Raw genomic sequence first — 26,234 nt, 5'->3', positions numbered from 1 at the left:
AAAATATATGATGAGATGGCATCAATTTGAAAAACTTATAGAAATATGGTAAAGTTTATTCATTCTTGATTTTTATCAGGAGAAGGGAGAAAAAATGGAAAAATTATTTAAATTAAAAGAAAATGGAACGACTATTTCTACTGAAGTGATGGCTGGAATTACTACATTCTTTGCGATGGCTTACATTATCGCAGTTAATCCAAACACTTTATCACAATCAGGTATGGAATGGGGAGCTGTCTTTTTAGCTACAATTATTTCTGCCGTGATTGGAACTTTGATTATGGGACTTGTCGCAAATGTTCCTTATGCGCAAGCACCAGGAATGGGATTGAATGCATTTTTTGTTTATACAGTGTGTTTTCAATTACAATTCACATGGCAACAGGCCTTATCAATGGTGTTTATTTGTGGTTTGATTAATATTTTTATTACTGTTACAAAAATCAGAAAAGTGATTATTAAAGCAATTCCACAATCTTTACAAAATGCTATTGGTGGTGGAATTGGTGTTTTTATTGCTTATTTAGGTTTCTTAAATGTTGGTTTTATTACATTTGATAGTGGTGTCCCTGCTATTGCAACATTAAATCAACCAGTTTTATGGATTTTCTTAATTGGATTGGTTTTGGCAGTTATTTTAACATTAAAAAATGTCAAAGGTGGTATCTTAATTGCGATTATTGTCACAACAATCTTAGGTATTCCTTTTGGTGTGACCACAACAACAGATACTGTCAGCTTTGGAGAAGCCTTAAATGCTTTACCTTCAACATTTGGAGTCATTTTCACTCCTGCAGGTTTACCTTCATTATTTAGCGATATGTCTCGTTTACCTTTAGTTTTGATTACTATTTTTGCATTTAGTATGTCAGATACTTTTGATACAATTGGTACATTTATTGGTACTGGTAGACGTAGTGGTATTTTCTCCAAAGAAGATGAAAAAGCATTAGAAACAAGCAGTGGATTTAGTTCTAAAATGGATAAAGCCTTATTTGCGGATGCTACAGCAACATCTATTGGGGCTATTTTTGGAACTTCCAATACAACAACTTATGTCGAAAGTGCAGCAGGTATTGGGGCTGGTGGTCGTACTGGTTTAACATCTGTTGTGACAGCCATCTGTTTTGCGTTAAGTGCCTTTTTAGCGACTTTTGTGAGTGCTATTCCTTCAGCCGCAACAGCACCAGCTTTAATTATTGTTGGATGTATGATGGTGTCATCATTTGCTGAAATTGACTGGTCAAATTTAGAAGATGCAATTCCAGCTTTCTTTGCAGGAATATTTATGGCTCTTTGTTATAGTATTTCTTATGGTATTGCCAGTGCCTTTATTTTCTATTGTTTAATTAAAATCTTTAAGAAACAAGCCAAAGATATTCACCCTATCATTGCTGGTGTTGCATTATTATTTATCTTAAACTTTATCTTACTTGCGATGATTTAATACAAAAAATTCAGGAGTTGACTTCAATTAGAGCAACTCCTTTTTCATAAAAATATTTAGCTATTATATTTGAGACGAACATATTGAACAAGTTCTTTATATTGATGTTTTAATAAAAACGGATTATCTAATAGTTGCTCTATAAGTTCTTTGGCTTCTAATTGAGAATGATTTTTGATAATCGTGTCTACCTGTGCTTTATATTCATTGAGATCCTTAATAATATAATAAGAATGTGATAATCTTATTTTTTCCATGACCTCTTTGACAACACAGATATCTTCTAATGAATCTATAATCTTTTTCAAGTCATCATATTGAATACACTCATAAATACCAATATCATATACATCTATAGTATCGTTTTCTTCATCATGATAAAATTCTCTTGTCTGATCATTTTCGACATAATAAATTTTACGATTGATTTGTTTAACAACACTTTCAATATAGGCATTATATTGTTGCAAGGCGTGTTGTATATCTTCTTGTGAAGCCTTCTGATTGATTAGCTTTTGATAAATAGAATAAGGAATTTCATAATATGTTATATGAGCACGAAGATAGTCATTATATCTCTTTTGTAAAGCATCTGGCTTTGATGTGAGCGAAAGTTTATAAAAATAATCATCAAGCTTTGGTAAGTGAGGCTCAACATCATCAATATTGCTATAACCCATCCACAAAAGCACATTTATTATTTTTGGAGTAAAAATTGCATCATGATGTTTTAATAAACTTTTTTGATCAACCAAGAAAAAGTCTTGAAAAATGCTAGATACAATACTTTTTATTGCAAAACTTTGCATATCATATACAAATGTTATAGGACTCTTTTTTTGCATAAAATGCAACTCTAAATGATAAGAAGAATTCTGACTCAGAAACTGACAATATGCATCAATAATTTCTTTAACAAGCTTATGAGCCATATTTCTTATTTTATAGAGTCCATCATTTTTCATGACTTGTCTTAAATCATGTAAAGTATGAATTCCTTCTCTTTTTAAGCAATTATAACTACGTACACTTAAATCTAACTTTTCAATAGGCGTACGAAGCCATTCATGAGGTATGCTTTCATGAGATGACTGATAAACATACCCTTTAGCTTTTAATAGAGTATACAATAATGAATCTGAATGCAACTGTTTTTTTAAGACAAACTCTTTGACTTCATCTTCTATGATTTTTTTAAAATCCATGCAATGATGAATTTCCTGAAATTGAGAAAAGTTTTTATAATTTCCATAATCACGTGATGATGGATAGAATTGTAAAAATCGTAATGGATCCATATCTAAATATTGAGCCATTTGACAATAGTCGTGACATTCTTCTTGACCAATACCATAATAATACTGGTTATCAACAGTCGAGCAGGATACAGTTTCTTTTTGTGGAGAAGTCAAATGAATATCTTCATGATTGTAAATGCTGACATAGGCATCATACCCGTCCATAGCTGCTATTTCATATTTTTGATTTAAAAATTCTTTAATATAATATCTCATAACACCCCTCCTACATAGCAAACAACTCTTTCAAATCTTCTGCTGATAATGAAGAAATATTTCCTTCACTGTTTTCTACAAACATGTCTGCTAATTCTTTCTTCTTAGCCTGTAAAACTTGAATTTTTTCTTCAATACTCTCTTTCATAATCAATTGATGAACCATAACATTGTTATGCTGTCCAATACGATAAGCTCGGTCAGTCGCCTGATTTTGAGCAGAAATGTTCCACCATGGATCATAGTGGATAACAGCCTGTGCCTTTGTTAGATTAAGTCCAGTTCCTCCTGCTTTTAGAGAAATCAAAAAGACATCAGCTTCACCTTCCTGAAAACACTGCACAAATTCACGTCTTGTTTCTTTTGAAGTTTCACCTGTTAAAATAAAATAGCGAATTCCATTTAACTTTAATTCTTCTTCCATCAAATCAAAGACTTTTGTAAAAGATGAAAATAATAAGACTTGTTGATGGTTAGCTTTATAGTTACAAATCAAATCCATACAAGCTTTCATCTTAGATGAACTTTGATTTATATTTTCGTAGATCATTCTAGGTTCACAGCAGATTTGTCTTAATTTTGTCAACATCGCTAAAATAGCAATTTTATCAATCTTTTCCATTTGAAACAATTCTTGAAGTTGTGTATTAATTTGAGCGAGATTAGCAAAATACAATTCACTTTCTTGTTGTGTAAAAGGAATCAATTGTGTTTTTTCTATCTTATCAGGTAATTCTAATAAGACATCTTTTTTGTTTCTTCTTAAAATAAATGGTGAAACCATTTTTTGAAGTTGTTGAATTTTCTTTTGATTTTGATTTTTCACAATATCTGTTTCAAATGTTTTTTGAAAATAATGATAGTTATATAAATATTGAGGCATTAGAAAATCAAAAACTGACCATAATTCAGCCAATGAATTTTCAATGGGAGTTCCAGATAATGCCAGTTTATGTAAAGCATGAAGCTGCTTGACAGAAATGGCATTCTTTGTTTTTTGATTTTTAATATATTGTGATTCATCCAAAATCACATATTCAAATTCTATAGAATCATATAACTCTACATCACGACGCATATAATCATAAGAAGTCACATAAAGATGTTTGTCATGAATATTATGTATCATCATTTCTCTTGTTTTCGCATCTGATACAATGCATGTCACAGGTAAGCTTTTTGAAAATTTATGCACTTCATCTTCCCAGTTATAAATTAACGAAGAAGGACAAACAACTAAGCTTGGTTTATTTGTTTCTAATTGATCCAATAAAGCAATGACCTGTAACGTTTTACCAAGTCCCATATCATCAGCCAATATTCCGTTAAATCCTAGTTCATAAAGTGTTCGTAACCACTGATAACCTTCTTTTTGATAATCTCTCAATAGCTGATTGTAGTAGGATGTTAAGGGATAAAGATGTTGTGTATGTTGATGAAATTGTTGAATGAGTTTTTGAAAGGACGCATCTCTTTCGATTTGTATATGTTGCAATTCTGTTACATCATTATCCAACGCAAACACACGATTTTTATTTAAACTTAGACTTCCATTTTGAATATCATTGGCATGAATATGATATTCATCCATCAAATTTGATAATTCCTCCAGATCAGGTGATTCAAGATATAATAATTCTCCATTTTTCAAACGATGAAATTTCTTTTTACGACGATATTTTGACAAAACTTCAGCAATTTCCATTTGCGGAATTTGAGCACTTTCCATATTTAAAGATAAAAGATCATGATCAACTTTAACCCCTACCTGAATCTGATAATGAACTGGTCTTCCCATCTTCTTTAATGCTTCAGAAATATATATTTCACTATATTGTTGGAGAAATTCAATCCCATCATGCATAAATTCATATGTTTTTTCATCATAACTATCAAAATAAACGCACCCATTTTTCTCGTCAATTTGATGACATTGTTGACGTAAATATGTTTCAACGATATCCTGATCAATTGTTGTAATTGTGTCGTTTTGAAATGCATGAATATGATTCTGATTTTCATCTTCATAGTAAATTTTAAAATAAATCTGTTCATTTTCATTGATATCACCATATATTTTAATGAATGTATACGGTGACTGTCCAAGTTCAAAATCACATGTTAAATCAAAATAATTTTGCATGGGTGCCCATATATATTTATAAAAATCATGAAGGTCTTCTTCTTTAATAAACATTGGATTTTCAAATAAATCGAGTAAAATATCAAACGATTTTTCATTTAAATCCATTTGAATACGTTGAATCTTTGTCAATTGTTTAAAAGTAGATATAAAATAAATATACTGTTTTCCAAAATAAAATTGATTTTCATCAATAATTTTAAGTACATAATATTCTTGTTCTTTAACTAAACTAGCTTTTATCGTATAGTCAATATCTTTAAAAAGACAGTGGACTAACCCTAATTCTTTATAGACATCATAAAAATCATCAAGAAATTCACTACGAATATAGACATATCTACCAAAATTTAAAGAACTACGAAAACTAAAGAAATAATTTTCAGGATTAACTTTATTCATTGCAATTTTAGCACGTTCAAGAAATGCAATCTGTTTTAAAGCTTCATCTGTAAAAGATTCACGTGTATGTACAAACTGTAAATATTTACCATACTTCACTTGATCTTTATTTTCTATATGTTCTAAAAATTCATCAACATCTTTAATAATATATTTTTTAGCATTACCAATCTTATAATCAAGATATAAGACATCATCATCTTCATTCAAGATAGCTGTTAAATTATATTTTTCATGTGAAATGGATGAGCTCACTTGATTATGATAATATTCTTTATTCTGTTTAATCAAATCATTCGTTTCCAAAGCACGTATAGCCAAAGCACGTTGAAGTTGTTGTTGATGACGTCTTTCCTGACGCTTTTTTTCTTCTTCAAATTCAGTATTGATATAATGATATGGAAAAGAAGAAATTTCTAATTGGTTTAGTTTCAACAATACAGCTCCAATATGAGCACATGGGCTATCATCTGTACACCAGGTACACTCACACTGATATTCGTGTAAATGATATTCGTTATCAAATGTAAAAGAACAGAGAAATTCTTCTCCCCTGACTTTCACCATAGCTTGAACATAATACAAAGTATCTTCTTGTTTCATATCAATGCTTAAAACATTATCATAACGATCATAACTTCTTGCGATAGATATATTATTGCGATTAGAAAATAATGTTAATAAATTAAACTCAGTTTTCATGTATGAACTCTCCTTACTTTTGCATTATAGCATATTCAACGACAAAAAAACCGTTTTTTTAACGGTTTAATAGAAAATGAATTTTCATTTTTTTAATCTCTCCTAGCAAAAATCCATATGGTAACAAAACGTAATCAAGAGAAGTTGTTGCACTCTTTTTGTCTTATTCTAGCAAAAATCCATATGGTAACAAAACTGGAGATGAAGTTCTTATTGATTTTGTTTAGTCTTATTCTAGTAAAAATCCATATGGTAACAAAACGGAATGAGATAGGGTTCCCTAGTGTTTGAAGTCTTATTCTAGCAAAAATCCATATGGTAACAAAACATATGAAAAAGTCAAAAAGAGTATGTATATGTCTTATTCTAGCAAAAATCCATATGGTAACAAAACAAGAAGATAGTAACACAGTAAATCGCCAATGTCTTATTCTAGCAAAAATCCATATGGTAACAAAACAGCTCAAGGAATGGATGGGTATTCAAAACTGTCTTATTCTAGCAAAAATCCATATGGTAACAAAACCTTACCATTGAACCAACTTTCTGATGCATAGTCTTATTCTAGCAAAAATCCATATGGTAACAAAACTCCAATAATCATGCTCCGTTGCTTTTTTAGGTCTTATTCTAGCAAAAATCCATATGGTAACAAAACAAAGATATGAAGATGGTGCTTCTCGAATTGGTCTTATTCTAGCAAAAATCCATATGGTAACAAAACAATCGTTTGATAAATTATTTAAAAACTTATGTCTTATTCTAGCAAAAATCCATATGGTAACAAAACCGTATAGGGGCTGAGTGACACCTTTCTCTTGTCTTATTCTAGCAAAAATCCATATGGTAACAAAACAATGCCAATAGTAATTGATATATCCACCAGGTCTTATTCTAGCAAAAATCCATATGGTAACAAAACTATGCTGATGTATACACCTTTCTATTGAATGTCTTATTCTAGCAAAAATCCATATGGTAACAAAACACATATTGATGATGGAAATGTTGAGTATTTGTCTTATTCTAGCAAAAATCCATATGGTAACAAAACCATGGGAGAGCATACAGTTTTGAAATGCTCGTCTTATTCTAGCAAAAATCCATATGGTAACAAAACCAGTAATTCCTGTGTCATACCCCCCTGCAAGTCTTATTCTAGCAAAAATCCATATGGTAACAAAACTATTGAATACTTTAACAACATGCTTATCTGGGTCTTATTCTAGCAAAAATCCATATGGTAACAAAACGTTCCCGACTGTATAATATTTATTTCTATGGTCTTATTCTAGCAAAAATCCATATGGTAACAAAACGGAGCGTTCATAGGAAATAAAGGAAAGAAGAGTCTTATTCTAGCAAAAATCCATATGGTAACAAAACCTATTACCTTTCAAACAAACCAACATGCCTGTCTTATTCTAGCAAAAATCCATATGGTAACAAAACTAAACTGATTATTTAGTGCCATGTCATGGAGTCTTATTCTAGCAAAAATCCATATGGTAACAAAACGATTGTATTAATGTTAGTAGGAGTATTTTGGTCTTATTCTAGCAAAAATCCATATGGTAACAAAACCATAGTACACTCGTGAGCCATCATGGCTACGTCTTATTCTAGCAAAAATCCATATGGTAACAAAACGGAATTAAGTTGTTATATCCTGAATTAGCAGTCTTATTCTAGCAAAAATCCATATGGTAACAAAACCTCAAATACATATTATCATATATTTGATTAATTATAAACCATGAATTTTATAAATCATTTGTAATAGATAGTAGGTCTTTATAATACTTGTTTTTTATAATATTATTCATCTTTTCTTTAGCCTCCTTTAAAGTACAAATGCCTTTAGATACAAAGATTTCATAAATTTGTTCATCATTATCACAATCAATATTGATATTTGACATATAATATACATCTTTTAATTCTATCAATACAGTACTCGATGTTAAAATAACAATCACAATACATTGATCTAATAAATGTATATATTCATATATAGATTGTGTTAGCTCTGGTATTTCAATTAAACAAAAGACAGACTTAGTCATATCATTTGAAATGTATTTTATCATTTGTAATTGTAAAATAATAATATTATCATATGATAAATCAAATTCATTTGCTTGTTCATCATTTATCATATAAAGGGGAATTAACAGTTTTAACAATGATTTCGGTGTTTGAGTGATAAATTGACTTGTAATGACTTGTGAATCTAATTCTAATGCAAATGATTCTAATAATATGTTGATTGATTGTATTGTATCAATATAATCACTTTGTGATAAAAGTACTTCTAAATATTTTGATATCAGTGATTTTGTTGATAATTTCAAATCATCTTGTAATGAATATTGATGATGCACATAATAGAATAAACAATCTTTTTTGCTTATTTCATGATCATTAATACTTATTAAAGCTTTACCTGTATTATTTTCTGAATATTCTGTTATTTTAGTATTATGAAAATATTCAAAAATAATCTTCTTTAATTCGTATTTACTTTGATGATTTAATCCTATGCAATACTTCATATGATTGATATGAAATGAAAATTGTCTGCTTCCCTTTTTAATAGTTATCTTTTTCATAATTTTATAAATGAATCAGCATTTATAATTCTTTCTTGATTAGACACTCCACCGACAATGATTTCTATTTTCGAGTATTGTTTCTCTGTTACCATTAGTAATCTAATCTGTCCTTTCTTAGGAACATTTTTTCTTAAGATTTCTACATGTTTCACAGTTGCTTCTCGATTAGGAAATATTTTACAGTATACCGAAAACTGCATCATCATATATCCATTTTTAATTAAATACTTTCTAAAATGAGTATATGTTCTAACCTCTTGTTTTGTCGTCATGGGTAAATCAAAAAATAATATCAATCTCATAAACTCATAAATCATAACAAGCAGGTAAAGGAAAAACAAAAGATCTTTCATTATTTTCCAATTCTTTTAAAATACTTTCAATATAAATATATATTGCATTAGGGATAGTTTGTTTTCTATTATCTATTTTCACTTTTTTATTTGTGAGTTGAATCAAAGCTTCACGATGTTCTTGCTTAAACAATATATCTTCCATCATATTATTCAATACATAATCATCAACAATCGGTCTGAAAACCTCAATAATATCATCACTTAAATTAAACATATTTTGTTTACCTTTATGAAAAATACCTAAATTAGGTAAATAGCCCTTAGCAACAATGATTGAAGATATCAATGATCTAAAAATACTATATCCATAATTTAATCCTATATTGACAATATCATCATTAAAACGAACAAAATTATCGCCAAACATTTCTCTAAAATACATTTTTGCAGATAAACCTTCTCTATTCGTTATATCTCCAGGCTCTACTTCACTTAAAAATTGATAAAGTTTAGTAATGACTTCAAAATCTTTATTATTCTTTTTCAAGATTTCTATCTGATTAAATATTTTTGCTTTAACAATCTTTTGATGAACATTTTTCTTATTTTCATCTGACCAATTGATTTGTTTATTAATATTACCACTTTGTGAAAAATGACCATTAATAGGTAATATATAACTTGTTGGCAAATGATCAATTCCACAAATAATTGTACATACATTTGCTTCCATCAGCTTATTAATTAATGGAACGCTTAAATTCGACCTATAATTATCTATTACTAATATTTGAATATCTGAGATAGGTATAAATAGATCATTATCTTTATATTCTACCTTTAAATTATCTAAATATAATCTCAAATATTCACAATTTTCAATATATATGATTCTATGACTCATGGTACAAAAAAAGGCTCTATACAGAGCCGATTCCGGGATAAACCCTTGTTTTGTTAGGTCATATAAATTTTTGCTAGAATATAACCATATATATAATACACTATTCAAACTCTAATTTCAATACATTTTCTTTAATTTCATACATATTTCCTAATACATCTGTAGCAAATTTGGCTATTTTAATACATGTTCCAACTGTTGGCATTAATTGTTTTTTACAATAACAAGCAATTGGTTTCACTTCAAATGTTCCTTTGTTATCATCATTAGTAGCTGTGAATTTCAATATTTCATAATGAATACCATCGTGATAGTGTGTTACACCACCTTTTTCAATAGCAGCGTCATAAATATACTTAGATCCTTCTTTTTTAACAATACCTATCAATTCATCACGGTGCATAGAACATACAAACTTCCAATCATCTTCAATACCTTTTCTCATCTTTTCATTGTGATACCACATTTCATCAATAACATATTTGTTGATAGATGCTTTATAAAAGACATCTTTATATCTAACTGTTACAAATTTATATTTTCCTTGTGATGAAACATAAAAATCTGTTCTATAAGGACTAATCTGTTTCATAATAACTTTCTTGTTATGTGTTTTGTAATGATTAGTAATAGAAATATGATTTCCTAGTTTTTCTGAGTAGAACTTCATAGAGCGAATAGCTGGACCATTATTCTTTTTTGAATATTTTGTGATTGGTCCAAATTCTTCATAATAAGTTGTTAATGGGCTAATAGATTTCAATTCATACTTACCTTTATTGATAGTATAATATTCTTTTGAATCTTTATAAGTATTGAAATGACTTATGACAACTTCTTTTATCTTTTCAAAAGTTTGAGGGTCTTTGTGAGCCATAATATATTTATCTGTGTCATTATTAATAATGTTATTCACTAAAGCTATTGCAGCTTTTTCTTTTGGATCATAAATGTTTTTAATTCTTTCCACTAACATTTCTGTCCCATCAACATTACGTGTACTATAAATTGTTTCATCTGATATTTGACGATTAGGTTTTGTATCAATCTTATGAGATATTTTAATTAATGGATAATGCATATCTTCTTTTTTCATTAGCCCTAAATTATGCTTATATGATTCTTCATAAATATTTTTCAAAGTTGAAACAAATGAAATATATTCAGGATCAAGATATTTTTTCTCTTCTGGAATTTCAAATAACTCTCCTGTTTTTTCATCATATAATTTATCAAAATCATATTTCATAAGATAACTATTGACTAGGTTCAATTTTTTTAATGATGCAACAATCAATGCATCAATAGCATGATGATAATAATCATTATCTCTTTCTTTTTCTAAATGAATCTTCTTTCTAAATGTATTCGTTGCTTGTCCTTTAATTGTATGCACTTTAGTAGAAATTTCATTATCTTTAAAATAATGTTGCAATGTATTCATAACTGTTCGACATGCATAACTCGTATCGACAAGATTTCGATTAATAAATTCTTGAATATTATCAAATTTAGTAATATCTTTTTCAGATAATAAATATCCTTTCTTCTTAGATTTCATATTCTTGTTATTTCTCACATATGATCGAAACTGTTCTAATGAACCACCAGTAAATTTACCTTTTAAAAATGTTTGAATAGGTGTCATGTTAGACTTTTCCTGGTTTTCTATATGACTGACTAAAACTTTATTTGAATAAGAATCGTCAAGTGAGATAGAAATTGGAATAATATGATCAACTTCATAAGCATGTGGATCATTGATCAAAAGATTTAAGTTAATATCCTTTTGTGTATAAGCAGTTTTTCCATCTTGTTCTAAATAAAGTCTTACTTTTAATTTTGTCAAAGAATTAATATGATCACTTTCAAATCCATTTTGATTGAGTAATTCGTTTACTTGCTTATTGATATTTTCATTAAACTTTTGACTTTCATTTAATCTTTTTCTTCGTTCATCACTATTTTTATCGCGTGTCGTTTCAATGACAATACTATCAAATTCTCCATATTTTTCCCTTAATTTATTGATCACTTTAAAAGTTTCACGATGTGCTCTTTTAGCAACTGGAGATAATATAGCTTCATCATCAGGATAAATCTTTTTCATTCCTTTTAAAGATTTTCTGTTTTTATCATGAAGCTCTAATTGATGCAATAACTGTATTTGATTGAATTCAGTTTTCATCATTTCAACATTCAACTCTCTCATGATTTTCAAAGACAATGAATGATATCCAGAAACGCCTTTCATATTTGCTAAATCATTAGTAACTTCTTCTGGCAAAGATGGATACATTTGCTGAATAGATTCTTTTCTTTCATCTATTCCTTTTGTTTTCGTATTGATATCCATAATTTCATCAACAATCGTTTTATCCTCTATAATATTTTCCAAATGATGATTTTTAAATATTGATAAAACTTTTTTATAGCCTTTAAATTCTGTAAGGATTGTTTTTTCATTTTTATCGATTCTAAAGCCCTTTATTTCATCTTCTGTTACATTTAATAATTTGCATAATTGTTTGACTGTTATATTGCCTTTTTCATTGACAAATTGAATGACTTGTTCTTTATCATCTAAACTTATTTTTTCATTGTTGATTGTTAGATTATTTAAATCATTTAATAAGTTAAATAATTCAGCAGTATATGATTGTTTTGGTGCTCTAAATTCATTTGGATATACACTACATCTTCCACGCATCATGTCGATAAGGTTAACATGTACGAGTTCATCATCAACAATACGATAACTACCATACGGTGTAGGAGATTTCTCACTACCTGGCCCTTGATCATATCGACGTCTTCTTGCGACAATTTGAAGAATTTGTTGTTTCAGGTCATCTTCTAAATCCTGATGATCGAGAATTGTAGATAATTCATGAAGATAATCTTTTGTCTGAAAATTATTATCAATGCCTCTTATTCTACCTTCTTTTTCCAATCTTTCCAGCTGTATTTCACAAACAAAATGTTCTTTTAATAAAGTCGCATTTTTAGAAAGTACTGTCTTAGTAGTTTCTTCATCTTTTGATGCATCAGCACTAATTTCTAAAACAGTTCCTCGACTTTTGGTAATATGTAAAATAGCACAGCATAATTCATCATTGGTAAGTTTTTGAGTTAAACCTTTCATTCTTACCTCATATGGGTTTTGAAATGAAACATATTTTTCACTCAATAATCCGTTTTGCTTAAGCAGCTTTCTCATATCATCTAATCGATTTGTTTTTCTTCTTTTTAAGCGTCTAGCTCCTCTTTTTGTACGTCTTTCTTCATTAGAAGCAGCCGTTCCTTCCTTGAATAATCTTACACCATAATCAACAAATTGATTATTATCAATATCGATAACTCCATATCCTACAGAAGTAATACCAATATCCAGTCCTAAAACTAATCTTCCCATCTTTTTCCCATCCTTTTTGTTTTATAAATATATTATACAAGAAAAACAACAATATTTTAACTTTTATTTCAATTTGCATATCTTGATAGTTTTTCCCACATATATTATTATATTAATTCATTTGTTTAATAGATACTTATTTATGTATCTATTTTAAGTAATAATCATATAAAATATTGTATGGTGAGAAATATGCAATTATTAAATACTTTGAAAACCATGAAAGAGCTTTACCCAGATATTTCATGATTAAAAAAACAATTCAAGATATACAGACATTTGAAAAAAGACTAAAAAATGATAAAGAGTTCATCAATGAAAATCCATTTGCATTCTACTCATTCACAGAATTACTTTATCATTTTATTGAACAAAAATATCCTCATAAAAAAGACTCTTTCATTTATAAAAAAGCTCATATACAAGCAAAACTCTTTTCAAAAATTAGAAATCCAAATTATCATCCCTCTTTTAAAACTGTTGTTGCATTAGGGTTGGCTTTAGAACTCAATATGGGTGATTTTGAACTCCTATTAAGTAGTGCTCATTATGCATTTTCTTTAAATAACAGATTCCATATTGTCATTATCTATTGTATTGAACATAAAATTTATGATTTATTTACAGTAAATGAAATTCTTTATGAAATGGATTTATAATGAATATATTGTGGTAAAAACATGTATATATTCTGATTAATTTGTATTTTTTGAATATTTTTTATATAGATAATTCCATCTACAAAATCTAATACTCTTGTTAAAATGGAATCATCTATATGACATAAGACAATACTATCATTTTTTAAATCATTAGCAACTCCTTTTAATTCGGTTGTTTTTTGTAGTTGATAATAATGAACTGATATTTCATTGAATTCTTCATTATCTTTAAATAACCATTCTTTAATTTGATCCATAAAAACACCTCCTTTATTCACCATTGTATATATAACTCAAGAAATAAGTTCACTTAAAAAGCGAAAATAATACAAAAAAAGATAATAGCATTTCTGTATTATCTTTGTTTAGAATATTTTAACATTTCAGCTTTAAAAGCAGATTTGCGTGAATATTTTTTTATATAGTTATTAATAAAGTTATCTATACTTATTATCTTCTTATTTACGTATAAAATTTCTGCCAGTACAACCAATTGTTTAGCCACTTTATAATAACTGTGACGATGAGTTCCGCCCACAATAGCTTCAGCTCTATTATCCATTTCATTTTCTAACCACTGTATGCATTTTTTCTTAAAGTCAGCATCTATTATATATTTATCTTTCCAAAAAAGAAATAATTGGTTAAACTCTTTTTCATCAACCATCAACATTTGACTTAAATCTCTCATAATAACATCATCAGCCACATAATGTATATTTTCTGGTTTTAAATACATAAGAAGTAGTGGTATCATGTTCCCTTTTAAACTTAATGTCCATCCTAAATAATTCTGATTTTCTTGACATTTATTGATGACTTCTTTGTAATCTCCTAATAAAAAGAGCAAAACCTGCTTTTGAACAGATGTGAGAGTTGCTGTTTTCTGTTCAATGTCATTCGTATCACTATATCGAGCATAACCTATATTGAAAAATGTATTTTTTATAGAAGACACATCACAATTCAATTTATATAATTCTAAACAGGATTTTACTTGAGGATTTGATAAAAATGCTATTTCATATAATTTTTGATCATCCGGAAAATAAGGAATAAGTATTTCAGCTATTTTTGAACGTATGACTAACTTTTCATCCAACTGTTCAAAAGCTTGTGATGCTACTATTCTAACATCTTCCAATTGATGGTTGAATAAATCATTTTCAATTATATCAAGATATAATGAAGGATGCTGTGCACCTATTTTTAAAATCATTTTTGTTCATTGATGAACATTTTTATAAAGAAGACATATGTCTTTTAATAATTTAGCTGCATATACACCAGGCTGTTTTTCTAGAAATGCTATCCATTGTTTATACTCATCCTCACTAAGCATGATTTCTTCTGGACCAAAAGCCACCAAATCACTGAGAACGTATTTAACCTTGCTATGGTTGAAATATGAATACATTTGAGGTATATCAAAATGCAATTGAAAAGCTGTATAGAGATAATAAAGAGAATATTTTTGAATACTGATATCTACCAAATCATTTTCAAATAATTCTTGAAATGATAATTCATAAATATCTCCATAATCCATGATATATTCATAATCTAGACTTTGAATATTTTGAAAGATATCAAAAGCCTATTTGTATTGACAGCAGTTAACATATTGAAAAGCATCATCAATATAATCATTTAATCGATTTAACAACTCACAATTTTTAGAATAGTAAGTTTCAAAATCTCTATCATATCCATAATCAAAGGTTTCTTCTTCATAAGCAGGTATTCGTAAACTCCCTTCTTTTACACCTTCGATAAAATCATAAAATTCAATTTGATGAAAAGTTTTCGTAACAGGATAAAGAAAATTTAAACTATTCAAAATATCTTCTCGTCTATTTTGTGATTGAACTCTCGCATATTGATAAATCCATTGATTCTTTTCTTCTTCACTCATTGTATTTAATCTGTGTTGAATCTGATTCATATAATCTTTATATTCCATAAATCAACTTCCTATTTTTCTAAAGTTTTATCGTTAAAGAAGAAATCCGGTCCATTTTCAATACATACCCTTACATCCAAAAACTGACTAATAAAACGGAAATATCCATTAACACCAAATTCTTTATCAAATGTATCAATACTTACTAATATTCTTGTTAAACATAGAAAAACATTTTTAAAGATATAATCAAACTGTGATTCATCCTTTAAATCAACAAACTTTGATAAATAATCATAGAGTTGTGGATTCACATAAGGATTGCACATTTGTTCTAGACCATCTGCCAGACATAAAAGATCTTCATGGGCATAGTCTGTATAATCACTTGTATAATGATTTTTAAAATCTAATAAACGATTAAGCACAATATGTATAATCTTCTTCGTTTCACGACTATCAATTTTATAAAGCGTATGTATCGCAAGAAAATGAGCTTCTAAACTATAAAGTTCTTCTTCTAATGCTCCTATATCAGATTTCAGTTTTCCATATTGTTTTTGAATATGTCTTAAGTTACGACGTTCTTCCTGTACATCAAATTCATATTCCCCAGGCACATGAAAAATTGGGTTGATTTCGTCTAAAAATGCTTCCCATTTTTCATTACTGAAATCATCAGTTTGTATATTATCTTTAATATACATTTCTAAATAAAACGCTAATAATTCAATAGATCTTTCTTCACCCATTCCTTGATCTAACATCTGTTGATATAACTCTGTTGTTTTTTCAACTAAATGATCTTTTATTTGATTAGTAATCACTTCCATTGTTGCACTTCTTATATATTTTCTTTCTGACATTATTTACACCTCATTTTTATATCTTTCATATTTATCCATAAGTTTTTGTCGTGGCTGAATATGTTTGATTTCAACTCCATATTCATAAGCTTCAATCCATTCTTTGTAGGAATAGAAAATGTCTATCACCATCAATAACGTATATAGACTGATTTCTGGATTTTTTATAATTTCATTTTGAAAATAATACTGTAATGCTTTCTCAAAAGTATCATTATGAAATATAAAAGCCAGTTGATTCATATTGGTAAGCAATTCTTTAGCTTCATACAAACGATCATCATGACGCTTTAACGTTGCTATAAAGTTTCTTTGTGATGTCATAAATCTTTGACAATAATTGAAAACCATATCTCGATATTGCTGTTTTTGAATATAATGATCTAAAACACCAAATAACATAACATGTAAACATTCACGACTCAAATAACAATGTGTTGCTCCATTAACCATCTCAATAATTGATGCTTCATCAATATTCAGTTGAAGCTGACGAACAACATATTCCCCATATAATTTTTCTTGTTCCATACCTATAGATGCAAAAGGATCATCACTTGTAAAAATATACACACCACAACCATAGCTTAACATCTTATAAATTTCACGAATCAATATGACAACTTGTGAAAAATAAGGATGATCTGATGGAACATCTAATAAAATTTTTAAGTATCTTTTGACTTTAAAGCGCCACTTAGGTCTTTCTTTTTTAGGAACAATGCGGTTAGGAGCAATATAATACCCATGATAAGCATCTTGTAAAAAATCCTGAATCTCAACAAATAAATCTGCTAATGAAATGTCTTCATGTTTTGTTGCTTTTTTCTTTCCTTCGCCACTTACAATACTTTTAATTGCATCATCTAATTCTTCTTTTTTTGATTTTGGTAAAGCTTTATAGACTTCTACAAAAGCATCAGTGATTAATTTCTTATCTTTGTCTTTTAATAAATCTCTTAATTCTTTAACCTTCATTCTCTATTCCTTTCTTGATTCTTCATTATTATATCATAATATTTTTCTAAACAGTATCACTTGTTATTTTCCTAATAAAAATTATGTGTTATAATTGCTTATAGCAAATACAAAAAGGAGATTACACATGCATAAATCAAGACAATTTATTAACAAATCTATAAAGACCTATGAAAAAGATATCAGAATTAAAAATCATTTAGACAAAAATATTATCTTTTTAGATATTGATGGGGTTATACAGCCACCCTCTTATGAAAGAAGATTTGATCATGATATGGAGGCGTTACAATATTATCTAGCCAATAAATATAGCGATGATATATATTTGACATTTGATAAATATGATTTAGCAGCTGCGTATTATGACTGGTCATATATAGCATTAGGCTATCTTAAAGAATTGATAGAAGAAACAGGTAGTCATATTGTGTTGCATTCTACATGGGGCAGATATAATACAACGAAACAAATAATTGCTTTATTTAAACTTTATGATTTAGATAATTTCATTATTGATATTATTAATGAAGATAATGATAAAAAAAGATGTATTCATCATTATCTATCTAAACATTTTATTGATTACTTTATCATCATCGATGATGATTATGACTTATTACGAGAATTTGGTTCATATTGTTGTTTAACAAGTCAATATTTTCAACAATCTGATTTTGATTACTGTCAATTTATATTTCAAAACCCATTTTCTTTTTCAACAAAAGAAAAAGATCATATCAAAACATTTGAAATGATATCTTATCCTTCTCAAGAATGTTTAGGTCAAGTTTTCTATAAAGTTCATCAATATGAAGACAATAAAATATGTTTATTTTATATTCATTGTCCTGATCAATACAGAGAAGCTTTATTATGTGAATTTTTCAGTTCAATGAAAGATTGTGATGGTCTTATGAGTGAACAATATCATTTATTAAAAAATCAAAGAATTGGTTATGTCACTTGTGATTATGAATATCATCATCAACGCTGTCATTTTTATTACATAAACCAACGTTTTCATCATTTTAATATTCAAAAGTTCATATCTCAAATCAAAGAAACTTTTCACTCCATAGAATTATATAAACAAGATAATGGTATAAACTTAACAAGATTATTTTCGTTCATTTAAAAAGATTCTAGATTGTCATGCATATATCACTTCAGTTGCATACATATACAATAAAAGTTCCCTATTATTGTTGAAACATGGATTCAGCTAAAAGCCTACCATAAAACAATAAGGGAACTTATATCATGGAGCAGCACTAGCCTATAAGGCTACAATAAGACGTCATCCATGACATTGCCATTATAAAGCTATATTTTATTTTTTCAATAAGAGTTATTATAAAATTTAAATTATTTGATTATTCTGTTTACAATCGTCTTTCTTATAAAAATATCAATGTTAATTTTAGATAGACAATAAAAAAACAATCTCGGTTTATTGAGAGATTGTCACTATATATCATTTATAAATATCAACATTAAACAAGTTCACTATCAAAATAATCCAAATCTAATTGTTTGATTTCATAAGTCTGCACAACACTCACACCTAAATTATATTTCATCATTAAATCCGTTAACATTTTACCATCAACTAAAATGAGTTTAACTTGTAATTGTTTTTTTGCATAATCAATGGCTTCTCTTGTAAAAGTAGATGTTGTAATAAATAATCCCTTTGTACCACCTTGACCAGCTACAGCGCCTAAAAACTTCTGAATTTCTGGTCTTCCCACACTACTTCTATTCCATTTCTTAGCTTGAATATAAATACTATTAAATCCAAACTGATCTTCATTGATAATTCCATCTATACCTTCATCACCACTATAATCAGTTGAAATAATAGATTCTTTATCATAAGCATAACCCATTTTATCTAACAAATCTAAAACAAGTTTTTCAAAGAAAGCCGGATCTTTAGATATAATCATATCCAACAATTCATCACTGACACGTGATGATATCATCTTAATAGATTGATCAATATTTTCTAAAGGCGTAGACTCTTTTGATTTCGTTTGATTTTCAGGTTGTTCATTATGACGATTTACAAACTGTCTAACTTCTTCATATTGCATTAAATAATCATCATCAACATGAATATGAGAAGATAGTATATTTTCCCCTTGAGGTGTAATTTGATAAACACCTCTTTCTACAGAACGAATCAATCCTGCTTTTGTTAAATATGTTTTTGTCCATCCCAAACGATGATAAATCACTGTTTTATGACTATTTTCCATCTTTTGATTTCTTTCATCCTCAGTTAAATGTAATACATCAGATACTTCATCTACCATATCACGTACTCTTAACTGATGATGTTTATTTAATACTTGTAACACTTCATTATACATTTCATTATATTGTGGTATCATTTGTTATCTCCTTTACTTCTTTACAAAATATATAACATTTCTACTTTATTTTATAAATACTATGATCAGCATCTATAAATGTATCATAATAACTTTTGATCACTTGCTTAAAGTGAGCATCTCTTTGATGACATCGACGAATCTGATCTTTTAAAATCGCATTCATATCATAATCTTCCATAATTTCTTCAACACTATTGATATGTCGTAGTTTCCCATATTCTACTATAGATTCAATAATTCCTAATATTTTTTCTTGTGCTTCATTTTTGGGAACGTCATCTAGCACATCGATTCTCTCCATAATAAACCATGGGTCGCATATTTTTTCTATATCATAATGTTTTTTTACTATTTTACATATAAGTTGAAGCAAAGCATCAGAATTTAGTATTTGTGCTTGATCATCAACAGCTTCCCAACTCATCTGATCTTTTTTAAAAAAATAATCATCAGTATCTGTTACACTCATATATTCTTGATACTTATCCAATATGTCTTGTTCAGTATACTGAAAACCTAATTGATTGATTTCTTTTAATAAATCATCAATAGATATATTTTTCATATATTCTTCTCTTTGATGATATCTGATAAAACCATCTTGCATTTGTCTTAACATTGCCCTTTTTTCTTCATCACTTAAATGCATATTGCTCAACTCCCTTTTCTTTCTATGATTATTATAACAGATTTTCCTTATCTATTTATCTTGTTTCGATTATTTTTGTGATAAAATAAACATGAGGTGAAAAATATGGTCATTTTTTTAACGAGTAGTCCTACTGGTCCATTAGATGGTAGTAGACAAGTTGATGGTTTAGATAAGAAAAATCATTTTGTTGATGAATTAAAAAAATATTGGAAAAACAATAGTCGTTGTTGCATGATTGCAGCAAGTCCAGATGCTTATAAACAAAATGATGACATGTGTGATTTCTCTAGAGAAGTCTTTTTAAAAGAAGGTTTATCTTTGCAATGTTTTGATTTGATTGATAGAAGATATAGTGACTTTACAAGAGATGATCTTCAACAATATGATGTCATTATCTTAGGTGGTGGTCATGTTCCTACACAAAATCAATTCATTCAAGACATTCAACTAAGAGAAAAAATCAAAGATTTTCAAGGCATTGTGATAGGTATCAGTGCTGGCAGCATGAATTGTGCTGATATTGTTTATTGTCAACCTGAAGAAGATGGTGAAGCTATAGATTCTCATTTTCAAAGATGGATTCAAGGTCTAGGGCTTACTCATTTCAACATCATTCCTCATTATCAGATGGTCAAAGATAGATACTTGGATGGATTAAGACTATATGAAGACATCACTTATAAAGATAGCATTCATCATCCATTCATTGTATTAGTTGATGGTAGTTATTTACTCATTGATAAACACGAAACAATATATGGTGAAAGTTATCTCATTGTTGATGGACATATTCAACTTATATGTCATGAAGATGAAACAAAACGCATAGATGAAATAGAGTTATAGCATGATTATCGTGTTATAACTTTATTTTTATAAAAATACAATAATTATATATTTAAAGTGATTGAAATATTTTAATTGATTTTAATACAAACTATCAATATTCGTGTATAATAGACAATGGACATTTTATGGGAGGATTATAGACATGATATTAGAACAAATTCATCCAGATATACTGGAAATGGCAAAAGAATCAGATAGTATCTTAAGTGATATTTATAAAAGAATAGATGAAATAGCTTTAACAAACTCTAATCGTATTTTATCAGCATTTATAGAAAATAGAGTTTCTTATTCTGATTTTGCAGATATTAATGGATATGGAAATTACGATGAAGGAAGAGATAAATTAGAAAAAATCTTTGCGACTGTTCTTGGTTGTGAAGATGCTTTAGTTCGCCCTCAGATTATGAGTGGAACAAATGCATTATATTTAACACTTTCTGCTTTATTAAAACATGGCGATACAATGATTTCTTTATCTGGAGCTCCTTATGATTCTTTACAAGAAATGATTGGTTTGAGTGGAAATTCTACACAATCATTAAAGGCTAATGGTGTCAAATATGAACAGATTGAATTACTCAATGATGATTTTGATAATGAGAAAATTGTAGAGAGATTAAAACAGAATAATGTCAAACTTGTTGAAATTCAAAGATCTAGAGGATATTCACATCGTCAATCTCTTTCTATTGCAAAGATTGAACGTATTATTTCTAAAATTCGTGAAGTTAATAAAGATGTCATTATTATGGTAGACAATTGTTATGGTGAGTTAGTAGAAGACAAAGAACCTGGTCATGTTGGAGCTGATGTGGTTGTAGGATCTTTAATGAAAAATCTTGGTGGAGGAATTGCACCAACTGGAGGTTATGTTGCTGGTCAATCTAAATATATCCAAATGGTCGCTGAGCGTTTAACTGCTCCTGGTATTGGAAAAGACTTAGGTGCTAATTTCAACTTAAACAATACTTTCTTTAAAGGATTATTTATGGCTCCTAATGCTGTCAAAAACGCTTTAAAAACAGCTGTGTTTTCTGCTTACATGTTAGAAAAACTTGGATATTCAAACATATCTCCGCGTTATGATGAACCTCGTACAGATATTATTCAAACTTTAGAATTAAAAACAAAAGATAATTTAGTGAACTTTACACAAGGAATACAACAAACAAGTCCTATTGACTCATTTGTAACAGTTTTACCTGCCCCTATGCCTGGTTATCCTTTTGATGAAGTCATGGCAGCAGGTAGCTTTACACAAGGAAGTACCATTGAATTAAGTGCTGATGCCCCTGTTATTGAACCTTATACACTTTACATACAAGGTGGATTAACATTCGAATATGGAAAATTGTCTATTTTACTGGCATTATCAAATATGAAAGGGAAGTTGGATTAACAACTTCCCTTTTGTCCACCATCAATACGTATGACAGTATTATTGATAAAATTAGCTTCATCGCTTATTAAGAATTTCACTAAATAAGCCACTTCTTGAGGATCACCATATCGATTGACCATAATTTTTTCAACTTCTTCTTTTAAAAACTCTTCATCATATCCGTCCAACTCATTTTCTGTTCCTATAAAACCTGGAGCAATACAATTGACATTGACATATGGAGCAAACTCAAAAGCAAGATTATGTGTCATGGAAATTAATGCTGCTTTAGAAGCATCATAATCTATGCACATAGGATAATAAGTATTGATACCATTAGTTGAAGAAATATTAATAATTCTGCCATATTCCTGATCTAACATATGTCGATAAACACGTTTACTGCAATTAAATACACCTACAACATTGACATCTAAAGTCTTTCTAAATTCTTCAGCATTTTTCAAATGAAAAAGATTAGATAAATCAACAGCAGCATTATTAATTAAAATATCAACACCACCTAGTTCTAATTCAATAGAAGATATCATTTGATCAACTTCATCTTCTTTAGACACATCACATTGAATAGCCATGCATCGTACACCATAATTGTCTATAATCATATCTTTTAATGCATGAGCTTCCTTTTTGGATGTGAGATAATTAATCACAATATCATAACCTTGTTTTCCCAGTTCTAAAGCAATGGCTTTTCCAATACCTTGTGCTCCACCTGTAATTAATACAACTTTATTCATCTTTTAAAAAAAGAGCTTAATTAAGCTCTTCCTGCATACTTACCATCTGCTGTAAAAACAACAATTTTTTCTCCTGGTTCAATGAACTGAGGAACACGTAATGATAATCCTGTATCAGTCACAGCATCTTTTGTTTGATTAGATGGTGCTCCTTTAATAGCTGGATCAGTTTCTACAACTGTTAATTCTACTTTTTCTGGTACAGATACTGATAATAAATCACCTTCAAAGAACATTAATGAAACTTCTGAACCTTCAATAATATAATATTGAGTATCTCCAACTTGATCATTAGCTAATTCATATGTTTCATATGTTTCCATATCCATGAAATAGAATGTTGATCCATCCTTATATGAATATTGTGCTGTTTTTCTTGAAATATTAGCTTGATCAAATTTTGTATTTGCATTAAAGTTTCTTTCTTGAATTGCATTTGTTTTTAAGTTTCTCATTTTTGTTTTCAAGATAGCTGCACCTTTTCCAGGTTTGACATGTTGAAAATCTAAAACCTGACAAGGATCACCATCAACGATTAAAGTTAATCCTGTTCTAAAATCTCCTGCTGATATAGCCATATTTTCCACTCCTTATATTTTTAAGATTTTCTTTCACGCTTATTTTATCAATTTTATAGCCACTCTACAAGTCTCATGCAGATATTTGTGCCTGTTTTTCTTGTGAATGTGACTGAATATACTTACTCCACTTGATATAACCATATGTTGTATTTGTAAAGTAACCTAATTTCAGAACTAATAAAACATATTGTCCAGAAATCACATTAATAACTGCTTCAAGGAATGCACAAATATACCATGCAATCCATTGTTCCCTTAATCTAAAGAAAATAAACAATCCATTCGCAATTCCTACAGCTGATGCACAGGCATCAATATATATAATGGCTGTTTCTAATAATTGGTTGTTATAAAAATCTGTTGAGATATCTAAACCACTAATAAAATATCCCACGACAATTGTCCAAACTATAATACCTACAATGACTAAAACTTCTTGGTATCCTTTAAGTTTTCTGACAACTGTTAATTCATTTTCTTCTTCATCTTTATGTCTTGACCAGTTAATATAACTAATAATATCAATTGGTAACCAGAACAATAATGTTGTGACCATTGTCGCAAAACGATACATTAAGACAACACACATTGCTATTTCTACGATTTCTACGAATACAGAAACAAGGAAATTGTATCTTGATTGCTTAGAAATAAGTAACTCACAAAGAATATTTAAGAATGTATCTAGTAAATAAAGCAACATGATGATAATTCCATTAACACCATTTGCACTTTCTTCTGGAAAAATAACAGAAATAATTGTAGCCAATACCATGATTGATAAAAACCATGATTTTTCATATGTTGTAAACTGTTTTGCAAATAATGTCATAATCAAAACAGATATCATCAAAATAAACGAAGCAATTCCAAAGTTAAATACAGGTGTTAATTCATTGGCTTTGACTTGTCCATATGAATGTTGTATTTCCTGATCTGTTATATTTTGATGATCAAAATAGAGCTTCGTTCCATTATCTGTTTCATACTCATATGCTGTAATACTATCATCTTCTAATTGAACGTAATCTTCATATGAATAAGAAACAACTAATTGTTTATCCCCACTTATATATGTAACATCACAAACTGTATTATCCTCACTATAATCTTCTAGTTCCCTATCCCTAGTCATTTCTATACTTTGGATAAACTTTGCATCATTGACATTGGCATTCACCTGGAACATACCATATCCAATAGATACAATAGAAGCAACACATAATAAAATAGAAATAATAACTTCTGCTATACGTAACCCTTTTCTAGGCTCCATATTGGCTTTAAAAAACTTTATCATATCAAACCTTCTCCCCTATCATTTGCATTTATAACATGCTTTCCTATTATAAACTATTTCAGAAGAATAAGATACATATTTATTTAGTATTTATAAAAATTCAAATCCTTAAATTAAATATTATAGAAAGTTTACGTTATTTATTTTCTGTAAAAATTTCAAACAAAACCTTAGCACTCTAGCTATACAGAAGTATATACCCATAATTTCTTATTTAAAGTTGTGTCTATGTTTTAATATCATTAATTTTCACATTTTTAACAATTCATTATATATACATAAGTCTGATCACAGTTATTTTATTATGATTCTCTACAATTCATTTTAACTTCTGAAATCAAAATTCCGTTTTCTTCATTTTTTTCCATTTCAGTAATTAAGTTATCAGAAAACATAATAATATTTCTGTCTATATCAGCAGTATAAAAATCGCTATATTTTTCATGTAATAAATT

General features: G+C 28.5%; 22 protein-coding genes and 1 CRISPR repeat array. Of the genes, 5 read left to right on the top strand and 17 right to left on the bottom strand.

Annotated features, from left to right (window positions below):
- The first annotated feature begins 94 nt into the window (after positions 1-94).
- Positions 95-1,450 carry an NCS2 family permease gene (locus tag ACZYT4_RS05565; RefSeq protein ID WP_463783307.1) on the top strand — a complete coding sequence of 452 codons (1,356 nt, stop codon included), beginning with the start codon at positions 95-97 and terminating at the stop codon, positions 1,448-1,450.
- Between the two features lie 56 nt (positions 1,451-1,506).
- Here ACZYT4_RS05565 and ACZYT4_RS05560 read toward each other — a convergent pair whose 3' ends face one another.
- From ACZYT4_RS05560 to cas9, 6 genes are all read right to left on the bottom strand, one after another.
- The gene (locus ACZYT4_RS05560) at positions 1,507-2,964 is read right to left on the bottom strand and encodes a DNA-directed RNA polymerase subunit alpha C-terminal domain-containing protein (RefSeq protein WP_463783304.1); all 1,458 of its coding nucleotides are present in this window, start codon (positions 2,962-2,964) and stop codon (positions 1,507-1,509) included.
- 10 nt (positions 2,965-2,974) lie between these two features.
- The gene (locus tag ACZYT4_RS05555) at positions 2,975-6,211 is read right to left on the bottom strand and encodes a DEAD/DEAH box helicase (RefSeq protein WP_463783302.1); all 3,237 of its coding nucleotides are present in this window, start codon (positions 6,209-6,211) and stop codon (positions 2,975-2,977) included.
- A gap of 94 nt (positions 6,212-6,305) precedes the next feature.
- Positions 6,306-7,927: a CRISPR direct-repeat array (repeat unit 36 nt; unit sequence GTCTTATTCTAGCAAAAATCCATATGGTAACAAAAC).
- A gap of 47 nt (positions 7,928-7,974) precedes the next feature.
- Positions 7,975-8,766, bottom strand: coding sequence for a hypothetical protein (locus tag ACZYT4_RS05550; RefSeq protein WP_463783299.1), 792 nt, complete (start codon positions 8,764-8,766; stop codon positions 7,975-7,977).
- Between the two features lie 53 nt (positions 8,767-8,819).
- The gene (gene cas2 / locus ACZYT4_RS05545) at positions 8,820-9,128 is read right to left on the bottom strand and encodes a CRISPR-associated endonuclease Cas2 (RefSeq protein ID WP_239480190.1); all 309 of its coding nucleotides are present in this window, start codon (positions 9,126-9,128) and stop codon (positions 8,820-8,822) included.
- Positions 9,129-9,132: 4 nt separating this feature from the next.
- Complete coding sequence (cas1, locus tag ACZYT4_RS05540) at positions 9,133-10,026, bottom strand: type II CRISPR-associated endonuclease Cas1 (RefSeq protein WP_205091030.1); 894 nt, start codon at positions 10,024-10,026, stop codon at positions 9,133-9,135.
- Positions 10,027-10,126: 100 nt separating this feature from the next.
- On the bottom strand, positions 10,127-13,441 hold the full coding sequence (gene cas9 / locus ACZYT4_RS05535) for a type II CRISPR RNA-guided endonuclease Cas9 (protein ID WP_463783296.1): 3,315 nt from the start codon (positions 13,439-13,441) through the stop codon (positions 10,127-10,129).
- 245 nt (positions 13,442-13,686) lie between these two features.
- On the opposite strand from cas9, the gene ACZYT4_RS05530 reads away from it, so the two are divergent.
- The gene (locus ACZYT4_RS05530) at positions 13,687-14,100 is read left to right on the top strand and encodes a hypothetical protein (RefSeq protein WP_463783294.1); all 414 of its coding nucleotides are present in this window, start codon (positions 13,687-13,689) and stop codon (positions 14,098-14,100) included.
- Here ACZYT4_RS05530 and ACZYT4_RS05525 read toward each other — a convergent pair.
- From ACZYT4_RS05525 to ACZYT4_RS05500, 6 genes are all read right to left on the bottom strand, one after another.
- Positions 14,082-14,360, bottom strand: coding sequence for a cell division protein SepF (locus tag ACZYT4_RS05525; protein ID WP_463783291.1), 279 nt, complete (start codon positions 14,358-14,360; stop codon positions 14,082-14,084). The two genes, ACZYT4_RS05530 and ACZYT4_RS05525, sit on opposite strands and share 19 nt — an antisense overlap.
- Before the next feature lie 98 nt (positions 14,361-14,458).
- On the bottom strand, positions 14,459-15,322 hold the full coding sequence (locus tag ACZYT4_RS05520; protein ID WP_463783289.1) for a hypothetical protein: 864 nt from the start codon (positions 15,320-15,322) through the stop codon (positions 14,459-14,461).
- A gap of 6 nt (positions 15,323-15,328) precedes the next feature.
- Entirely contained in the window at positions 15,329-15,652 is a 324-nt protein-coding gene (locus ACZYT4_RS05515; RefSeq protein WP_463783288.1) for a hypothetical protein, read from the bottom strand.
- Positions 15,653-15,700: 48 nt separating this feature from the next.
- Positions 15,701-16,066, bottom strand: a complete 366-nt coding sequence (locus ACZYT4_RS05510) for a hypothetical protein (protein WP_463783286.1) — start codon at positions 16,064-16,066, stop codon at positions 15,701-15,703.
- A gap of 11 nt (positions 16,067-16,077) precedes the next feature.
- Entirely contained in the window at positions 16,078-16,872 is a 795-nt protein-coding gene (locus tag ACZYT4_RS05505; RefSeq protein WP_463783283.1) for a hypothetical protein, read from the bottom strand.
- A 3-nt stretch (positions 16,873-16,875) separates the two neighbouring features.
- Positions 16,876-17,850, bottom strand: a complete 975-nt coding sequence (locus ACZYT4_RS05500; RefSeq protein ID WP_463783281.1) for a hypothetical protein — start codon at positions 17,848-17,850, stop codon at positions 16,876-16,878.
- 127 nt (positions 17,851-17,977) lie between these two features.
- Here ACZYT4_RS05500 and ACZYT4_RS05495 point away from each other — a divergent pair, with 127 nt between their 5' ends.
- A complete protein-coding gene (locus ACZYT4_RS05495; RefSeq protein ID WP_289527867.1) occupies positions 17,978-18,988 on the top strand; it encodes an HAD domain-containing protein in 1,011 nt (336 codons plus the stop codon).
- Between the two features lie 358 nt (positions 18,989-19,346).
- Here the strand turns inward: ACZYT4_RS05495 and ACZYT4_RS05490 are convergent, their stop codons facing one another.
- On the bottom strand, positions 19,347-20,249 hold the full coding sequence (locus ACZYT4_RS05490; RefSeq protein WP_463783278.1) for a restriction endonuclease: 903 nt from the start codon (positions 20,247-20,249) through the stop codon (positions 19,347-19,349).
- Positions 20,250-20,289: 40 nt separating this feature from the next.
- Positions 20,290-20,901 carry a hypothetical protein gene (locus ACZYT4_RS05485; RefSeq protein ID WP_463783275.1) on the bottom strand — a complete coding sequence of 204 codons (612 nt, stop codon included), beginning with the start codon at positions 20,899-20,901 and terminating at the stop codon, positions 20,290-20,292.
- Between the two features lie 105 nt (positions 20,902-21,006).
- Between ACZYT4_RS05485 and ACZYT4_RS05480 the strand changes: the two genes are divergently transcribed.
- Both ACZYT4_RS05480 and ACZYT4_RS05475 read left to right on the top strand, forming a co-directional pair.
- A complete protein-coding gene (locus tag ACZYT4_RS05480; RefSeq protein WP_463783273.1) occupies positions 21,007-21,750 on the top strand; it encodes a Type 1 glutamine amidotransferase-like domain-containing protein in 744 nt (247 codons plus the stop codon).
- A gap of 145 nt (positions 21,751-21,895) precedes the next feature.
- Positions 21,896-23,155 (top strand): methionine gamma-lyase family protein, encoded by a 1,260-nt coding sequence (locus ACZYT4_RS05475; protein ID WP_463783271.1) that lies wholly within the window; start codon positions 21,896-21,898, stop codon positions 23,153-23,155.
- Here ACZYT4_RS05475 and ACZYT4_RS05470 read toward each other — a convergent pair.
- The 3 genes from ACZYT4_RS05470 to pnuC all read right to left on the bottom strand — a co-directional run bounded on the left by ACZYT4_RS05470 (position 23,152) and on the right by pnuC (position 25,779).
- Positions 23,152-23,898 carry an SDR family NAD(P)-dependent oxidoreductase gene (locus ACZYT4_RS05470; RefSeq protein WP_463783269.1) on the bottom strand — a complete coding sequence of 249 codons (747 nt, stop codon included), beginning with the start codon at positions 23,896-23,898 and terminating at the stop codon, positions 23,152-23,154. The genes ACZYT4_RS05475 and ACZYT4_RS05470 overlap by 4 nt on opposite strands.
- Before the next feature lie 20 nt (positions 23,899-23,918).
- Positions 23,919-24,476, bottom strand: coding sequence for an elongation factor P (gene efp, locus ACZYT4_RS05465; RefSeq protein ID WP_087244004.1), 558 nt, complete (start codon positions 24,474-24,476; stop codon positions 23,919-23,921).
- A 73-nt stretch (positions 24,477-24,549) separates the two neighbouring features.
- Positions 24,550-25,779 (bottom strand): nicotinamide riboside transporter PnuC, encoded by a 1,230-nt coding sequence (gene pnuC / locus ACZYT4_RS05460; protein WP_463783265.1) that lies wholly within the window; start codon positions 25,777-25,779, stop codon positions 24,550-24,552.
- Positions 25,780-26,234 lie beyond the last annotated feature (455 nt).

The organism is Massilimicrobiota sp. mt181 (assembly GCF_055420065.1).
This window is presented reverse-complemented; position numbering and strand designations above follow the sequence as displayed.

Coding starts and splice junctions, on each gene's coding strand:
- ACZYT4_RS05565 (WP_463783307.1), top strand. CDS start 95: ATGGAAAAATTATTTAAATTAAAAGAAAATGGAACGACTATTTCTACT.
- ACZYT4_RS05560 (WP_463783304.1), bottom strand. CDS start 2,964: ATGAGATATTATATTAAAGAATTTTTAAATCAAAAATATGAAATAGCA.
- ACZYT4_RS05555 (WP_463783302.1), bottom strand. CDS start 6,211: ATGAAAACTGAGTTTAATTTATTAACATTATTTTCTAATCGCAATAAT.
- ACZYT4_RS05550 (WP_463783299.1), bottom strand. CDS start 8,766: ATGAAGTATTGCATAGGATTAAATCATCAAAGTAAATACGAATTAAAG.
- cas2 (WP_239480190.1), bottom strand. CDS start 9,128: ATGAGATTGATATTATTTTTTGATTTACCCATGACGACAAAACAAGAG.
- cas1 (WP_205091030.1), bottom strand. CDS start 10,026: ATGAGTCATAGAATCATATATATTGAAAATTGTGAATATTTGAGATTA.
- cas9 (WP_463783296.1), bottom strand. CDS start 13,441: ATGGGAAGATTAGTTTTAGGACTGGATATTGGTATTACTTCTGTAGGA.
- ACZYT4_RS05530 (WP_463783294.1), top strand. CDS start 13,687: ATGATTAAAAAAACAATTCAAGATATACAGACATTTGAAAAAAGACTA.
- ACZYT4_RS05525 (WP_463783291.1), bottom strand. CDS start 14,360: ATGGATCAAATTAAAGAATGGTTATTTAAAGATAATGAAGAATTCAAT.
- ACZYT4_RS05520 (WP_463783289.1), bottom strand. CDS start 15,322: ATGATTTTAAAAATAGGTGCACAGCATCCTTCATTATATCTTGATATA.
- ACZYT4_RS05515 (WP_463783288.1), bottom strand. CDS start 15,652: ATGGATTATGGAGATATTTATGAATTATCATTTCAAGAATTATTTGAA.
- ACZYT4_RS05510 (WP_463783286.1), bottom strand. CDS start 16,066: ATGGAATATAAAGATTATATGAATCAGATTCAACACAGATTAAATACA.
- ACZYT4_RS05505 (WP_463783283.1), bottom strand. CDS start 16,872: ATGTCAGAAAGAAAATATATAAGAAGTGCAACAATGGAAGTGATTACT.
- ACZYT4_RS05500 (WP_463783281.1), bottom strand. CDS start 17,850: ATGAAGGTTAAAGAATTAAGAGATTTATTAAAAGACAAAGATAAGAAA.
- ACZYT4_RS05495 (WP_289527867.1), top strand. CDS start 17,978: ATGCATAAATCAAGACAATTTATTAACAAATCTATAAAGACCTATGAA.
- ACZYT4_RS05490 (WP_463783278.1), bottom strand. CDS start 20,249: ATGATACCACAATATAATGAAATGTATAATGAAGTGTTACAAGTATTA.
- ACZYT4_RS05485 (WP_463783275.1), bottom strand. CDS start 20,901: ATGCATTTAAGTGATGAAGAAAAAAGGGCAATGTTAAGACAAATGCAA.
- ACZYT4_RS05480 (WP_463783273.1), top strand. CDS start 21,007: ATGGTCATTTTTTTAACGAGTAGTCCTACTGGTCCATTAGATGGTAGT.
- ACZYT4_RS05475 (WP_463783271.1), top strand. CDS start 21,896: ATGATATTAGAACAAATTCATCCAGATATACTGGAAATGGCAAAAGAA.
- ACZYT4_RS05470 (WP_463783269.1), bottom strand. CDS start 23,898: ATGAATAAAGTTGTATTAATTACAGGTGGAGCACAAGGTATTGGAAAA.
- efp (WP_087244004.1), bottom strand. CDS start 24,476: ATGGCTATATCAGCAGGAGATTTTAGAACAGGATTAACTTTAATCGTT.
- pnuC (WP_463783265.1), bottom strand. CDS start 25,779: ATGATAAAGTTTTTTAAAGCCAATATGGAGCCTAGAAAAGGGTTACGT.